Origin of the sequence: Chthoniobacter flavus Ellin428 (assembly GCF_000173075.1) — a bacterium.
Taxonomy (GTDB): Bacteria; Verrucomicrobiota; Verrucomicrobiia; order Chthoniobacterales; family Chthoniobacteraceae; genus Chthoniobacter; species Chthoniobacter flavus.
The window spans coordinates 24,279-39,314 of record NZ_ABVL01000004.1; the positions used below are offsets into that span (position 1 = coordinate 24,279).

The window sequence follows — 15,036 nt, forward strand, 5'->3', positions numbered from 1 at the left end:
CGAAGTCGTTTTCGCCGGTGCGCGGTCTTCATAACCAAACCGGTAGCGGAGCCATTCTAGGGGAGTGGCTCCGCCGCCCATCCTTTCCGCAGAAGAACCACACAACCGGAGACTGCCGGACCATGAACGACCTGTTCGCAATGCTACCTAGCGAATTCTCGTCACATGACGAATCACTCGCGAAGAAGAATGCTGGGCAGAGCGAACGCTCTCTCCGAGGTGACTCCCCCATGAATTCCAACGCCGCTGCTTCCAGTCGATCTCACTTCCCGCTCCGCTCCGCAGGAGGGGGGCGCGTGGATAGCGGTGCGAAATCAAGGCAGCAGGGGGTGGCGTTGGTGATCGTGCTCTTTGTGCTGGTTCTGATCACCACGCTGATCGTCGGCTTTCTCACCCTGGTCTCCACCGAACGGCAGGCTTCTTCCAGCTATGCCGACGACTCCAGCACGCGCATGTTGGCGGACTCCGCGGTGAACGTGGTGATCGCCCAAATACGCCAGGCGACGGATACGCTGAACGATGATCCTGCCTCGCCGAAGACGTGGGCTTCGCAGCCGGGGATGATCCGGGTGTATGGCTCGGATGGCGGGACGGGAAGCGGCGGCAGCGGGCTGGCCAGCCTGCAGAAGGCTTACAAACTGTATTCTTCCGATCAAATGAGCGTCTCCGCGTTTGGCGCTTCGGAGGAAAACGCGGAAATTCCGCCGGCGAATTGGAGCGCCACACCTCCTCTCTACACGGATCTCAATGAGCCGGTGAAAGTGGCCGACCCAGCGAATCCTGGATCGACCAAGCTGCGCTATCCCATCCTCGACCCAGGGGTCCTGACTAATGTGCCGGGCATGCAGATCCAGAATGCGCCAGGAACGACCAGCACCCAGTCCGCGCCGATGCCCGTCAAATGGCTTTACGTCCTCAAGGACGGCACAACGGCGGCGGCTCAAGCGGTGCCGGGAAGTCCCACGCAGGTGGACGTCACTGGCGCGACGGCGGCCAACCCGATCGTGGGCCGGATCGCTTTCTGGACAGACGACGAATGCGCCAAGGTGAACATCAACACGGCCAGCGAGGGTGTCTTCTGGGATACGCCCAAGGCCAACACCACGACAGAGCGGAGCCTGGCGAGTAGTCTGCCAGTAAAGAATGAGTTTCAGCGCTACCCGGGGCATCCGTCCACGGTGTGCCTGAGCCCGGTGCTGGGTAACTATCTGCCTAACACCGCGGGTAGCACCGCTGCGGGAACCTCCAAATATGGGCTCTACTACGACCTCGCGCCGCGCGTGCAGACCGGCGGTTCCCTGGATGGCACGCGTCCTATCACGTCCAGTTCCGCGAATCTGGTCATTAAACCCGATTCCGACCGGCTCTACGCCACACCCGACGAGTATCTCTTCAAGGCGACGTCCATGACCAGCGGCCAGCGCGACGTGAATACTTCCGAACTGACCGCGGACATGCTGGCGCAGACGCAGTTTCTGCTCACCGCGCAAAGCCGCGCACCGGAGGTCACGCTCTTCAATACTCCGCGCGTCTGTCTCTGGCCGATACAGCAGTATCAGACGACTTATACTACTCAGCCGCGCAATGCCTACGATCAATTGATCGGATTCTGCTCCAGCCTCGGTTCGGATCCGTCGCTTCCTGCGGGCTATCCCTTTTCTCGCGGCTTCGCTTACTACTTTCAGCGGGGCTACGTGACGGCGTTGCTGGCCAAGCAATATGCAAACTCCCAGGCGACATGCTACAGCGCCACGGCGGATTACGCCAAAATCCCGCGGAACCAGGCGCTCTACGCTTATCTGCAACGCCTGACTTCGCAGAGCATTCCGGGCTTTGGAGGTAACTTCCTGGGTAAGTATCCCAATGATCGGGATCAGATCCTCACGGAGTGCTACGACTATATCCGCAGCCTGGTGAATACCGTTCCCACACCACGGCAGAATTTGACGCCCTACTACTCCTATGGGCCGTACTATGTGGACTTCGGCATCATCTCGCCAATCCAAATCGGGACGACGATGGGGCAGGGGCGCTTTTACACCATCGCGCAAGCCGCGCTCCTCTTCTATCCCACGCAGGTGGACGTCAGTCCCACGAATCCGACTGTCGTCACCACCCGGACGATGCGCGCCCGTCTCATCATTCAGCCCTACTGCATTTCTCCAGGTGCCAGCGCGTTCAATCAGAACTTCCAGATCAAGGTCTCCGGCATGAATTCCTTCATGGCGGATAGCACCAATCTCGGACTGAATGCCAACGGGGTGAACGCCACGCGCACGTTGAATTTTGCCGAGGGCTACTACTCGGCCGATACCTTTTCGCCCGCGAACAAAACGGCGCTCCCCAGCATGGGTGGCCAGTTTTTCGCCTCCAACACAGGCGGGAAGAGCCCTCTCCTTGTGCCGGGGCAGGGGAGCAATGGATTCGATATCTGGGCTTCCAACACGGATATCAATGTCGTCGGAAAACCGACGTTCCAATTCAACGGGGGAAATATCACCGTTACCGTGATTGGCCCGGATCACGCCACGCAGATCCAGACATTCACCATCAACTTTCCCGCGCAAACGCTGCCGGTGCCCGCGCGGGTCGGCGGGTTGAACGACATTGGAAAACAGCTGGTGACCGGTGTGCCAAACCGGTATCAGCTCGATTACTACAACCGATTTTTCTACAGCCTCAAGAATCAGAACACCACGGATCCTCTTTACGGCCGCTATGAGAAGAATGCGCAGAGTCTTCTGAACAATCTGATTTATCCTGGAGATACCGTTTATGCGATGGCGGTGGATCCCGCCGGCACGTCCGCGGGTGATATGCGGATTATCGCCTATCAGCCGAGCATCACGTCCGGCTATTTCAAGGCTCAATCGAACCTGGCCGGTATGACCTTGCGCGGTGGCGTCTGGACCAATAGCGGACAGTTCCGGAGCTCCTGGACGACGAATTTCAAGAACTCCCAGACGAGCGGAACACTGATCCCGGGCCTGACTTATCCGGAGGACGCCATTCCCATGGTCCCCCCCGGATTGAGCGGGGCGCTGAATCAATACGGCGCGCCGGGAGATTGGGATACCGGCGACGACATTCAGGAAGACGGGCCTTATGTTAACAAGGCGGATGAGGGCTCCACCTCGCTCGGCTACTTCACACGGGGATCAGCGCTGGGATATGTCGCCGCGGGAGGCGAGTCCGGTGGCTACGGCAGCCAGGGTTCGGAGACGGATAACATTACTTTTTCCCCGAATCGCGAGATCGCCTCGGCGGTCATGTTCGGTTCGCTGCCCACCGGGGTGCATGGGAAGAGTAACAAGCCGGAGCCCTGGCAGACGCTGCTTTTCAATCCGCAGCCCGCGGCTGGTACGCAGCACTATGGATTGACGTTTCCGCAGGATCACCTGTGGCTGGATCTCTTCTGGATGCCGATCGTGGAGCCCTACGCCATCAGCGAGCCTTTCTCCACGGCGGGGAAGGTGAACATGAATTACGACATCGTTCCATTCCGCTATCTCAAGCGGCGGACCGCGTTGCAGGGGGTGTTGAAGGGCGTCTCGATGACCGCGATTCCAGATAGCGATGTCACCATCTATAAAAAGCAGCCATGGAACGGCGCGACGAATGCCGCCAATTCGAATTATCGCCTGGCGATCGATCCTGATCCCGCCGGCGGCACGTTGAAGGGATTCGAAGACCGCTTTAAACAGGGAGATATCTTTCACTCCGCGACGGAGATCTGCGGCATCTCGCTCGTGCCACTCAACTCAGGCGCCACTTACGATAATATGAGCACGTGGTGGCAGTCTCACCGATTGACGGGAGATAACCTCCGCGAGAGCCCGTACAATCAGCTGTATCCGCGGCTGACTACGAAATCGAATACTTACACCGTTCATGTTCGGGTTCAGTCGCTGCGGAAGAACGCGGCCAACGGGACGCCGGAGAGATGGGATGAGGCCAGAGACAATGTGGTCGGTGAATACCGCGGTTCCTGCCTGATCGAGCGCTACGTCGATGCTACGGAAACCGACCTGCCGGACTTTACCTCCACTGCGGATACCAACGGGAACGGAATCCCGGATAACCAGGAAACGCTCGATCACTATTACAAGTTCCGAATCATTCAACGCCGTCAATTTGCGCCATGAAACATCGTTCACCTGTCTCTTCGTCTTCCGCCTTTACCCTGGTGGAGGTAACTCTCGCTTTGGGAATTATTGTCTTCGGCTTGCTCACCGCGGTGGGGCTGCTGCCTTTGGGATTGGATTCGCTGCGGGCCTCGGGGGCGGACACGGCCGGGGCGCGGATCGTCGAGGAAATTAACTCGAGGCTGGAAGGCAGCGATTGGGATCAGACCCACAATCTCGCGGATTTCGATGGCCAGATTTATTATTACGACAACCAGGGCAATGAGATTCCCTCCGATACGGTGGAGACCGTGATGACGGCGCAGCTTTCGGTGCCGTCAAATGGCGCCTCGCTGCCCTCGAGCGATGCGACTTCCTTGAACCAGTATTTGCGCGCGGTGCAGGTCAAGTTGACCAGCCTGCCAGCGGGGATTCCGGACCGATTTACCAACCAGGCCAAGTATAAGCTGGTGACGCTGCTGGCCGCGAGGATCAGTCGATGAAAACGGGGAACGGCGCAGGTGGCAGACGGAGCATGCGCGGAACTCCGGTGACCTTCCGCTTTCACGAGGCGTTCACCCTCGTCGAGCTGCTGGTCGTCGTCGCGGTGCTGGGACTCATCATGACGATGATGTTTAACGTGCTGGGCGCCACGCAGCGCGTCTACACGGATTCCCGGTCGCGAGTAGAGCAATTCCGCGAAGCACGGGTCGCCTTTGAGTCCGTTACGCGCCGGTTGAGTGAGGCGACGTTGAACACCTATTGGGACTACAACGATCCGAATCAGCCGACCAAATACGTGCGCCAGTCGGAGCTGCATTTCATCGCGGGTCCCGCGGAGAAGTTGCTGAATGCGGCAAACCTGAACCAGACACTAACGCAGGCGGTCTTTTTCCAAGCGCCCTTTGGTGTGACGAACGACCCCAACGACGCCGCGGCGGCCACGGCCATGAATGCGTGGGGCTACTTTCTGACCTGCGACACGGACTCGGACCTCGGCGCGTTACCGGCATTTCTCGGTTCCCGCGTGATGCCAAGGAAACGCTGCCGGCTCATGGAGTTCCGCCAGCCTTCGGAACGGCTGAGCATTTACTCCCCTCCCGGAGGCGTGGCCTCGGGCTTCAAGGGGCTCACCTCTGCCAGCTTCGGCGATGCTACGGCGTGGTTCAATAATACCTCGCTGCTCAAGGACTCCACCGTTACACCGCCGCTGAAAGTCAGCCGGCCGATCGCGGAAAACATCGTTGCGCTCATCATCAGCCCGCGCAGCCCAGTGCCGCCGAAATCCACGAGCGCGCACGACTACGACGTCGCGCCAAACTATTTCTACGACTCGCGGATGTTTCTTACCGACAGCAGCAATACGCTTGCCCCGTTGACACGACATCAGCTTCCACCCAGCGTGGTGGTGACCATGGTGGCGCTCGACGAGCGTACCGCGAGCCGCTACGAGAGCGGCTCGCAGAGCACCGGTCAACTGGTGGACCAGAGCTGGTTTCAGCAGGTGAGCTTGTTTGACGCGGACATCAGCGCGCTCACCGCCTCGCTGATTGCCAAGCGTCTCAACTATGAAGTCTTCAGCACCACCGTGCCGATCCGCTCGGCAAAATGGAGCGCCAGCATTTCGCCATGAGTTCCTCGACTGATCCCGCCCGGACCAGTCTCGCGGCGTTTAGCTTGGTGGAGTTGATGGTGGTCGTTGCCATCATCGCGATCATTGCCGGCTTTGTCGTCCCCGCGACGACTGATGTCGTCCAATCCAGCCGGCTGTCGAATTGCGCGGTGAACCTGATGAACCAACTCAATGCCGCGCGCATGCTGGCCATCCGGATGAATCAGCCGGTGGAAATGCATTTCTATCAATACGCGGACACGGAAGACCCGGGCCAGACGCCCGCCTATCACGGGTGCGACATGTGGGTGAATGGGATCCGTTACAGTACGATGACGACCTTTGAAACCGGCGTCGTCTTGTCCGCCATGAAGGATGCCAGCGGCCAATCGTGGTCTTCGATCCTTGATCCATCGGTAAATACGCTCGGGACCAATCAGCCGCTTCCGACAGGCATCAAGATCGGGCGGGCGGCGTCATCGCCCGCGCCGACCTACTCGTATTTCCAGTTCCGCCCGGATGGTTCCACCAATCTCTCGGGCAGCCAGCAGTGGACGCTGACGCTTCTTATGGAAAAGGACTCGGCCAGGACGGTATTACCGTCGAATTTTGTTTCCATCGTCCTCGACCCGCTCACCGGCGGCGTGCGCATGCTCAGCCCGTAAGGAAGATGCTGCGCGTCCTCCGTTTCGAGAATGTAGACGTAGGAGAACTGAGCCATCGGGATGGGCTTGCCGAGCCGTAGCTGGAGTGAGAGAAAGTCCGCCTACGCAGAGGAACTGCTTCGGGCGGGACAACCTTCGCTTCCGCTGGAAGCTCCAGCGAAGGTTGGTTGCGGGGGCGGGATTTGAACCCGCGACCTTCAGGTTATGAGCCTGACGAGCTACCAGGCTGCTCCACCCCGCGATTGAGGAGTTGTTATTTACTTCGCACTCGCTGAGACAGCAAGGGGAAACTTTGTTTCTTCGAAAGATTTTCGCGAATGAGACGGGAAAGTCGGCGAGCGCCTCGAAGTTCAGCCTTGGTCGACGCTGTATTTCCCGGGGCCGATGAAGATGAGGGCGATGAAAAGGAGGCAGAGCTCCAGCGCGTGAGAGGCGGCGCCGAGGCCGCCCTTGGTGTGGTAGTCGGAGATGGCGGCGACGGTCATGGTGATGACCAGGAGCACGCACGAGGGACGGAAGGCGAGGCCGATGAGGAGCAAGCCCATGCAGATGGTCTCGGAAAAGGCGGCCATGAATCCCCAAAAGGCGAACCCAAAATGGATGTGGACGAATTTCATGGCGTGGCCGACTTCCTTCCATCGGCTGATGCCGCCGGCGAGCTTCGGCCAGCCGTGCACGTAGATGTATTCGAGGCCAAACGTGACGCGGAAAAAGAGCAGCGCGGCGTCGCGGTAGTTCGAGAGATTCTTCCACATGCCGCGGACGCTATCGAGGGCGGCGGGCGAGCGGCCAGATTAAAAGACGCGGATCATGCGCAGCGCGGCGAGCGCGGCGAAGCAGAGGAGCAGCGCTTCGAAGAAATCCTGCTTGATGTAGCGGATCAGCCAGCGCCCGGTGAAGGTGCCGACGGCGATGGCGGGGACGAGGACGAGGTTGAAAAGCAACGACGAGCCATGGATGAGGCCGAGGCTCCAACTGAAGGGGACCTTGAAGGAATTGAGGATGAGGAACATCCAGGCGCTGGTGCCGACGAGGGCGAATTTCGGAGTCTCCGTGGCGAGGAAGTAGAGCGTCATGATGGGGCCGGCGCCATTGGCCAACATGGTGGTGACGCCGCCGGTGAGGCCCATGCTCCAGGCGAATTGCGGAGTATGCGGCGCTTTTTCAAAGGCACGCGGATACCATCGGCGAACGGCCTGGAGGATAACCATGATGAGAACGATCCAGCCGATGATCGGGCCGAAGATGCGCCCGTCGGTGAGCTTCAGCATGATGCAGTAGCCCGCGAGAATGCCGATAATGGTGGGCGGCAGCATGCGCCAGACGATGGGCCAGCGGGCGTGCTGATGAAAGGCGATGACGGAAAGGATATCGCCGCAGATGAGCATGGGCAGGACGACGCCGGTCGATTCGCGCGGGCCGAAGAGCTCAGCCATGACGAGCACATTCAGCAGGCCCGCGCCGGAGAAACCGCTCTTGGCAAAGCCGATGCAAAACGCCGAGAGGGCGGCGAGGGACCATTGAATGGGGGTGAGATGGGGAAGCATTGCCGGGCGGCGAGGCTTTCAATCCTATGCGGCGGTGGCAAGCGGAACCGTCGCTTGGGACGGATAAGGAAAGGGGAAAAACGCAGAGACGCGGAGGCGCAGAGGGAAGAAGAGGCGACAACCCAAGAGACAGAAATTGAACCGCGAATGGGCGCCAATGAACGCGAATTATAGAAGCGAACCATTCTTCTGTTCCCGTTCATTCGCTGTTTTAAATCCACCCCAACCAACCCCTACACACTTCTTCTCTGCGCCTCTGCAGTGCTAACCATGAAAATGTCCGCACGACGCGTAGAATTTTTGGCCCGCGAATCACGCAAATAACACGAATGAGGGCAGATCATTCGCGTCATTCGGGTGATTCGCGGGTCACTTTCCCTTCCCTGTCTTTTCGCATGTTCGTGGCTCCCCTTTTGGTTGCGGCTTTGCCGCGCTGCGTCGCCGCGTTTTTAGTCCCCCGTTAATCTACGCGGCGGAGGACGAGGACGGAATTGATGCCGCCGAAGCCGAAGGCGTTGTTCAGGGCGACGCGCAGTTTTTGTTCGCGGCCGACGTTGGGTACGACGTCAAGGTCGCAGGCAGGATCGGGGGTGTGGTGGTGCAATGTGGGCGGGATGAAGCCTTCGTGCAGGGCCAGCGCGCAGATGACGGTTTCGATCGCGCCGGTGGCGCCGAGCGGATGCGCGGTGTAGGCCTTGGTCCCGGTCACGGCGAGTTTCGAGGCGTGTTCGCCGAAGACGGCTTTGATCGCCATGCATTCGTTGGCGTCGTTGAGTTGGGTGCCGCTGGCGTGGGCGTTGATGTAGTCGACGGTGTCGAGCGGGACCTGCGCCTCGGCGAGGGCTTCGCGCATGCAAGCGATGACGGCCTCGCCACTCGGCAGAGGGGTGGTCATGTGATAGGCCTCGTTGTTCAGGCTGTAGCCGAGCACTTCGGCGTAAATGTGCGCGCCGCGCTGGCGGGCGTGCTCGTATTCCTCGAGGACGACTGAAGCGGCGCCTTCGCCCATGACGAAACCGTCACGATCTTTGTCGAAGGGTTTGCAGGCAAAGGGCGGGTCGCCGGTCCAGCGGCTCATCGTCTTGATGAAATCGAACGCGCCGTAGGTCAGCGGGCTGAGCGGAGCTTCGGCGCCGCCGGCGACCATGACGTCGGCCATGTTGTCACGGATGTAGCGCATCGCTTCGCCTACGGAGACTACGCCGCTGGCGCAGGAGTTGGAATTCGTCGTGCCCGGACCGCGGAAGCCGCACTCGATGGCGATATTCGAGTGGGCACTGCCGCCGAAGACTTGCAGGGCGAGCGTTTGGTTTACGCCGCGCTGGCCTTTCTTGAGAAAGCGCTGGTGCTCGTGCTCGGCATTGGCGATGCCACCGAGAGCGGTGCCGAAGCTCACGCCCGCCCGAAAGGTCGGTTGCTCGCGCGACCAGGGAAGGCCGGCGTCTTCGAGGGCGAGCAAGGCACTGGCGACGGAGAATTGCGCGTAGCGATCGAGCCGCTTGAGGCGGTGCGGTGGAAAAAAGCGGGTGGGATCCCAGTCGAGAATCTCGCCGCCGCAATGCGCCTTGAGCTCGCTCGTGTCGAAGGTCGAGACGCGCGAGATGCCGCTGCGACCAGCGCGGATATTTTGCCAGAAAACTTCGCGGCCGGTGCCGATGCAGGTGATGGGCCCGAGGCCGGTGATGACGACGCGCCGCTTCATTGTTCGAGGTGGGCCTTGAAAGCGGCGAGCGTCTTGTTCGCAATGTTTTCGATGAAAAAGCCGCAGATGATCGGCTCCGCCAGCCAGCCGAGGAAAGGAATGCGGAATTTCAGATCGTGGATGATCTCCACGCGAGTGCCGTCACGGGTGGGCGTAAGCGTCCAGACGACTTTCATGCCCTTCGTCCACTTGCGCAGATGCTCGAAGTGAAGTTCGAGGGCATGCTCGTCCGCCCGATACTCGGAAACCCAGGAAATCGGGATGCCGGAACGGGAGGCGGCCATTTGCACAATGCTTCCCCTTTCATTTGTCTCCAGGGTCCGGACGTAGCGGTAGTGGGAAAGCAGTTCCGGCCAGCGATTCAAATCGCTGACCAGGGCAAAGATTTTTTCCCGCGGAGCGCGGATGTGAATGAAGTTGCCGGTGTGCAAGCCGGGCAATCTCCCGAGCCAACCCCTTGCTGTCGAATGAAATCGAGATGGCAGAGAAGCAGTGGCAGCGCAAGTTTCCGAATCCACGTTACTGCGAGGGCTTTTCCGGCGTCAGGATGCGATATCGCAAATTGGGAAAGGAACGGAAGCCACTGTCGAATGTGACCATTCAAAGAACGAGGTCGCCGTCCTCTTGATGCTGGTTAACCCACGACGCGGCCGACCGGTGGTGTAGGTGGGCGCCGTGGATGAGCGGCAGAAGGACATTAATGTCCCATAAAACGGCCATGGGCATCGGCTTCCTCAGCCAGTAACTGATCCTCAGCAGCCGAAACCATTTCCGGAGTTGTTTTTCGATGGGGGTCTTGGGGTTGAATGAGGGGGAACGAAGTACGGCAAGGAGCGCCGGAAGAGCCGTTTTGACGTCTTTCCAAAAAAAGTTCCAAGGCGGCCGCAACCAGATCTTTAAGGGCCTGTCCTTGAAGGGCAGCTTGGGCCTTGGCCCGACGAAGCAGGGCATCTGGCAGATCTACAGTCGTTCTCATAAAATCAGCTTGGCATATTACTGCTTTTCCGCGACCCGGATTCTGTATCGCAGGAAACACTCGTCCTCGATGACCTCCATCGAGCGCAGGTGCGCGTTGATGGATTTGGGCAGGAAATCGCCGGCGATGCCGGTGATGGTCGTGGCCTTGATTCCGCCGAAAATTTTCGGGGCAAGGGTGAGATGGATTTCGTCGATCAACCCGGCGGAGAGCAGGGCGCGGAAGATTTGGGCGCCGCCTTCGCAGACCAGGCGCTTCACGCCGTAATCGGCGCGCAGGGTGGCGAGCATGCCGGCGAGATTCACCGCCGGACCCTCGTGCAGCCAGAGGTCGGCCTTGCCGGCGAGTGCGCTTTGCACCCGGGCCGGCATGCGCGTGGTGGAGAAGATGATGATCGGTGAAAAGGTGCTTTCGAAAACGCGCAGCGCGGGGTCGATGCGGCCGGAATTGGTGAGCAACACGCGCAACGGATAGGCGCTTTGTCCACGCTTCACCCGCGCCGTGCGCAACGCCGGATCGGGCAGGCCCATCGTCATGTTGTCCGTCGCGATGGTCTTGGCTCCGGCGAGAATGGCATCGCACTCGGCGCGAATCTCCACGAGACGCCGCTTGTCTTTCGGCGAGGTGAAATTCGCCGGTGTGCTGCGGCGTGTGGAGATGCGGCCGTCCCACGTCATGGCAAAATTCGACGTGACGAAAGGGCGGGGCGGCTGGCGCGGCATTTAGCGTTTTGCTTTGTCGGGCTCGCCCTTGGACCCACCACCGCTTGCCCCGTGCACCGCCACTTCGGCGGTTTCGAGGGCCACTTCTTCTTCCGCGACGGTGTGCTCGAGCTCGGCGACTTCGCTGCGGATATCGCGCAGACGGGCGTGATCCGAGGGGCGGTAAAACAGGTAGACGACCCCGCCGATGATTCCCCAGAAGAAGGTGAGGAAGTACCCGCAGAGGGAAACGAGCGACGCGTCCGACACGGGCACGCTGCAAAGGTGATTGAGAAAAACCTGGAACAGCCCTTCGCGCACGCCGAGCCCGCCGATGCTGATGGGCATGGCCGAGATCGTGTTGACGATGGGCATGATCGCGCACATCTCGGCGAAGGTGGGCATGCGGACGTTGTCATGCCGCAAGGCCTGGCCGGCGCAATAGAAGACAGCGAAGTAGCCCAGGTGCGCGAGGAAGGAGAGGCCGAAGGCGGAGAGTGTGGGCTTCCAGGAGCGACCGTAGAGATTGTAGGCCAGGGCGAGTTCGGCGAGTTTGTCGCGGCCCGGAAAGCGCGCGGGCAGGCGGTGGATCCAGCCCCGGCTGGTCATGATGTAGATGCCATGCAGGCCGCCGAAGCTGCCACCCAGAATGATGATCGCCGGCCAGACGAACTTGTCCACCACCGGAGAACTCATCAGCCATTGCCAATCGGCGATAATCAGCACCGCGGCAAAAACGCTGAGGGCAATGAGCCCGACGAGCCGGTCCACGAGCACGGAAAGCAGGGCGACGGTGCGTTTCCCGGGAGTCTCCTTGAGAAGGTAAAAAGTCTTGATGACATCGCCGCCTGTGCCGCCGGGGATGATGAAATTGAAGAAGACACCGATGAGCAGCAGGCAACACAGGCGGACCCACCCCAACTCGATCCCCTGCACGCGCAGAAGCAGTTGCCAACGCCAGCCGGCGATGACTTCGACCAGCCCATACATGATGAACCCGAGGAAGAGCCATCGGGCATCCGCATTCCGCAGCGTCGTGGCCATCTTCGCCCGGACCTGAGGGTCATGAAAGAGATAGTACAGGATCGCCACCGTGACGACGATCTGGAACATGGTGGCGAGGGCTTTTTTCAAAGGATGAAGGAGGAGGGGTGAAGGATGAAGAATCTCGCTGCTAAAGCAAGTGGCTCTTGTGAAGGCTGATACAACAGCCAACAGGGCAGCTCGTGGTCAGCCATTCGGGCAGGAATAGGTCGAGCGGCGCCGCGAGCAAGGGCGTGGCTTGGCGAGGCAGGTTATTCATCCTTCCGCCTTCATCCTTCTCTTCTCACGCGCCGTATTTCTGGGTCCACTTTTCTCGCGCTTCGATGATCTCTTCTTTGGTGCGCCGCGGACTCATCTCGAAGACGAAAAGAGTATCGCGCGGCAGCAGGGGAATGAGCTGGTCGTAATCGATATCGCCCATGAAGGGCGCGAGATGGTCGCGGCCTGGCCATTTCGTATCGTGCAAATGGCAACCGATGAGCCGGGGCGCCGCCTCGCTGAGCCATTCGCGGTGATCGAGGAAACCGAGATTGTGCTTCACCTGGACGTGCCCGAAATCGTGCCAGTAGCCGACCTCCGGGACGTTGAATTCATTCAGCACCGTGGCCATTTCCAGCTCGTTGGGAATTTCCTCGTAGCTGTGCCGGCTTTCGATGCCGAGCTGCACGCCCTTGCCCTGCGCGTATTCCACGACGCGCTTCAGGCAATCGCGCGCCCGCTGGAGATACGGTGCGGCCTTGTCCTCGCGCTTGCGAATGCACTCCATCTTCTCGCGCACAAAGGTTCGCGAGTGCAGCAGCCCGACCTCGGCCATGTGCACGAGCTTGTCGGTGTATTGATCGATCGGCGTCCGGCCGAGATGCAGCACCACGAAGCGCGCACCGAACCGCTGGGCAAAATCGATGGTTTGGAAAGTGTGCTTCAGCGCCCGGTCGCGTTCTCGCGGATCGGTCGAGGAGAATTGATAGCAGTCGGGCGCCGCCCGGGTGATCTCGATCGGCAGTGGGCAGAAATTGTGGAGGCTGGAAATGGTGAACCCGCCCTTGTTGAAGCGCCGCTGGATGCCTTCCATGAGCGACAGACGGATGCCGTGCCCGAGCTCCACGCGCTCAAAACCGAGATCGAGGATTTCTTGCAGCATCGCTTCGCCGTCCTGGTGACGGCTGGAGTTCCAACAGGTCGAAAACGAAAGCATTGCAGATTTCTTCGGGCGAGAGTGGCGTGGGAAATGGTCAATCGGCAATGCCTAATCCGCGGAGTCGGTTGATTTTTCCGGGGTTTGCAAAGGGCCGATCTGGCGGACTTGCGGCCATTTCCAGGCGATTCCGAGCACCACGAAGATGGTCCCGATGCCTCCGCCGACGACAGAAAGCACCGGTCCGAAGAGCGCTGCGGTGATACCGGATTCAAACGCGCCGACTTCATTCGAGGAGCCAATGAAGATGTTGTTCACCGCCGAGACGCGGCCGCGCATGGCATCCGGGGTCAGCAATTGCACCAGGGTATGGCGCACCACCACGCTCACATTGTCGCAGCAGCCGGTGAAGGCGAGGGCGACGAAGGAAAGCGCGTAATTGTGTGACAGGCCGAAGATGATGGTCGCCACACCGAAGCCCGCGACCGCGAGCAACATGGCGTCGCCCGCTTTTTTCAAGGGCGGCCGGTGGGCGAGGATGAAGGCCATGAGTACCGCGCCGATAGAGGGCGCCGTGCGCAACCAGCCGAGTCCCACGGCTCCGACTCCAAGGATGCGATCGGCAAAGATGGGCAACAAGGCCAGTGCGCCGCCGAGCAGTACGGCAAAGAGATCGAGGGTGATCGTGGCGAGGATGATCTTGTTTTCGCAAACGAAGCGCAGCCCGGTGAAGAGGTCCTCCAGCGGGTGCGGATGTGTCTCGGCGATTTCCTGCGGAGCGAAAATGGGGAGGATGAAGAGGAAGCCGATCAGCCCGCAGCAGGCATCGAGAGCGTAGACTGAGGGGATATTGATATGCGCGATGGCCAGTCCGCCGAGTGCCGGACCGAGCACGCAGGTGAGCTCGAAATTGCTGCTGTTCCACATCACCGCATTGCTCAAGGCGGAACGGGGCACCAGGTTGGGGAAAAGCGCGCTGCGCGCCGCCCAGCCAAAGGCGCGGCTGATGCCATTGATGAACAGCAGGAGATACATGAGCGGGAGGGCCGCCTCGAAGATGACCCCGTTCTTTTCCCCGAAGAGTGCCGCCATCCAGTAGAGAGCGTGCATGGCTGCGGCAAGCGGGGCGATGGCCGGCACCGCGACATGTTCCCAGGCCAGGACCGTCAGACCGATCGAAGTCAGCATGGAAAGCAACTGCGTGATGAGGATGATGACCTTGCGATTCATCCGATCCGTGGTGATGCCCGCGGGAATCGAGAGAAAGATGATCGGCAACGCGCCCATGAGACCGACCAACCCGAGCGCCGTGGCCGAGTGGGTGCGCTGAAAGATTTCATACCCGAGCGCCACGCCCAGCATTTGCCGCCCGAGGTTCGCCACGAAGCTGCTCACGGCATAGCTGCGATAAGCCGGAGACCGGAAGGCCGCATAGGCATCGCGTTTGGCTGGGGCGGGCGAGGGGACGTCCGTCGGGGCTTGGGACATGAGCCGCCCAGCGTGGCTGCTGGTGCCCCGCGCGACAAGCCG

Annotated in this window: 13 protein-coding genes and 1 tRNA gene; 4 read left to right on the forward strand and 10 right to left on the reverse strand. The window is 60.3% G+C overall.

The window, feature by feature from the left end; all coding sequences use genetic code 11:
- Positions 1–230: 230 nt before the first annotated feature.
- The 4 genes from vccA to vccD are packed head-to-tail and all read left to right on the forward strand — an operon-like array spanning position 231 to position 6,401.
- A complete protein-coding gene (gene vccA, locus CFE428DRAFT_RS07935) occupies positions 231–4,145 on the forward strand; it encodes a Verru_Chthon cassette protein A (protein ID WP_202797392.1) in 3,915 nt (1,304 codons plus the stop codon).
- Positions 4,142–4,627, forward strand: coding sequence for a Verru_Chthon cassette protein B (vccB, locus tag CFE428DRAFT_RS07940; protein ID WP_006978982.1), 486 nt, complete (start codon positions 4,142–4,144; stop codon positions 4,625–4,627). The genes vccA and vccB overlap by 4 nt, the downstream gene beginning before the upstream one ends.
- Positions 4,624–5,757 carry a Verru_Chthon cassette protein C gene (gene vccC, locus CFE428DRAFT_RS07945; RefSeq protein WP_202797393.1) on the forward strand — a complete coding sequence of 378 codons (1,134 nt, stop codon included), beginning with the start codon at positions 4,624–4,626 and terminating at the stop codon, positions 5,755–5,757. The genes vccB and vccC overlap by 4 nt, the downstream gene beginning before the upstream one ends.
- The gene (gene vccD / locus CFE428DRAFT_RS33240; RefSeq protein ID WP_049975577.1) at positions 5,754–6,401 is read left to right on the forward strand and encodes a Verru_Chthon cassette protein D; all 648 of its coding nucleotides are present in this window, start codon (positions 5,754–5,756) and stop codon (positions 6,399–6,401) included. Before vccC ends, vccD begins: the two co-directional genes overlap by 4 nt.
- Positions 6,402–6,565: 164 nt before the next feature.
- On the opposite strand, the gene CFE428DRAFT_RS07955 is transcribed toward vccD, so the two are convergent.
- The 10 genes from CFE428DRAFT_RS07955 to CFE428DRAFT_RS08000 form a co-directional block, all read right to left on the reverse strand.
- Positions 6,566–6,642: transfer RNA gene (locus tag CFE428DRAFT_RS07955), tRNA-Met, on the reverse strand.
- Between the two features lie 109 nt (positions 6,643–6,751).
- Positions 6,752–7,156: a DoxX family protein gene (locus CFE428DRAFT_RS07960; RefSeq protein ID WP_006978985.1), complete on the reverse strand. Its 405-nt coding sequence runs from the start codon at positions 7,154–7,156 to the stop codon at positions 6,752–6,754.
- A 39-nt stretch (positions 7,157–7,195) separates the two neighbouring features.
- Positions 7,196–7,948: a sulfite exporter TauE/SafE family protein gene (locus CFE428DRAFT_RS07965; RefSeq protein ID WP_006978986.1), complete on the reverse strand. Its 753-nt coding sequence runs from the start codon at positions 7,946–7,948 to the stop codon at positions 7,196–7,198.
- 460 nt (positions 7,949–8,408) lie between these two features.
- Complete coding sequence (locus CFE428DRAFT_RS07970; protein ID WP_006978987.1) at positions 8,409–9,650, reverse strand: beta-ketoacyl-[acyl-carrier-protein] synthase family protein; 1,242 nt, start codon at positions 9,648–9,650, stop codon at positions 8,409–8,411.
- The gene (locus CFE428DRAFT_RS07975; protein WP_157447454.1) at positions 9,647–10,081 is read right to left on the reverse strand and encodes a type II toxin-antitoxin system RatA family toxin; all 435 of its coding nucleotides are present in this window, start codon (positions 10,079–10,081) and stop codon (positions 9,647–9,649) included. The genes CFE428DRAFT_RS07970 and CFE428DRAFT_RS07975 overlap by 4 nt, the downstream gene beginning before the upstream one ends.
- Before the next feature lie 266 nt (positions 10,082–10,347).
- Entirely contained in the window at positions 10,348–10,626 is a 279-nt protein-coding gene (locus CFE428DRAFT_RS07980) for a hypothetical protein (protein WP_131990067.1), read from the reverse strand.
- 17 nt (positions 10,627–10,643) lie between these two features.
- Entirely contained in the window at positions 10,644–11,348 is a 705-nt protein-coding gene (locus tag CFE428DRAFT_RS07985; protein ID WP_006978990.1) for a RibD family protein, read from the reverse strand.
- A complete protein-coding gene (locus CFE428DRAFT_RS07990; protein ID WP_042724646.1) occupies positions 11,349–12,461 on the reverse strand; it encodes a lysylphosphatidylglycerol synthase transmembrane domain-containing protein in 1,113 nt (370 codons plus the stop codon).
- A gap of 193 nt (positions 12,462–12,654) precedes the next feature.
- Positions 12,655–13,566, reverse strand: coding sequence for a sugar phosphate isomerase/epimerase family protein (locus tag CFE428DRAFT_RS07995; protein WP_006978993.1), 912 nt, complete (start codon positions 13,564–13,566; stop codon positions 12,655–12,657).
- Between the two features lie 51 nt (positions 13,567–13,617).
- Positions 13,618–14,994 (reverse strand): MFS transporter, encoded by a 1,377-nt coding sequence (locus CFE428DRAFT_RS08000; protein ID WP_006978994.1) that lies wholly within the window; start codon positions 14,992–14,994, stop codon positions 13,618–13,620.
- Positions 14,995–15,036: the final 42 nt, after the last annotated feature.

Bases quoted from the DNA above. Each gene is read 5' to 3' on its own strand.
- CFE428DRAFT_RS08000 (WP_006978994.1), bottom strand. From the start codon at position 14,994: ATGTCCCAAGCCCCGACGGACGTCCCCTCGCCCGCCCCAGCCAAACGC.
- CFE428DRAFT_RS07965 (WP_006978986.1), bottom strand. From the start codon at position 7,948: ATGCTTCCCCATCTCACCCCCATTCAATGGTCCCTCGCCGCCCTCTCG.
- vccB (WP_006978982.1), top strand. From the start codon at position 4,142: ATGAAACATCGTTCACCTGTCTCTTCGTCTTCCGCCTTTACCCTGGTG.
- CFE428DRAFT_RS07960 (WP_006978985.1), bottom strand. From the start codon at position 7,156: ATGTGGAAGAATCTCTCGAACTACCGCGACGCCGCGCTGCTCTTTTTC.
- CFE428DRAFT_RS07980 (WP_131990067.1), bottom strand. From the start codon at position 10,626: ATGAGAACGACTGTAGATCTGCCAGATGCCCTGCTTCGTCGGGCCAAG.
- vccD (WP_049975577.1), top strand. From the start codon at position 5,754: ATGAGTTCCTCGACTGATCCCGCCCGGACCAGTCTCGCGGCGTTTAGC.
- vccC (WP_202797393.1), top strand. From the start codon at position 4,624: ATGAAAACGGGGAACGGCGCAGGTGGCAGACGGAGCATGCGCGGAACT.
- CFE428DRAFT_RS07985 (WP_006978990.1), bottom strand. From the start codon at position 11,348: ATGCCGCGCCAGCCGCCCCGCCCTTTCGTCACGTCGAATTTTGCCATG.
- CFE428DRAFT_RS07995 (WP_006978993.1), bottom strand. From the start codon at position 13,566: ATGCTTTCGTTTTCGACCTGTTGGAACTCCAGCCGTCACCAGGACGGC.
- vccA (WP_202797392.1), top strand. From the start codon at position 231: ATGAATTCCAACGCCGCTGCTTCCAGTCGATCTCACTTCCCGCTCCGC.
- CFE428DRAFT_RS07970 (WP_006978987.1), bottom strand. From the start codon at position 9,650: ATGAAGCGGCGCGTCGTCATCACCGGCCTCGGGCCCATCACCTGCATC.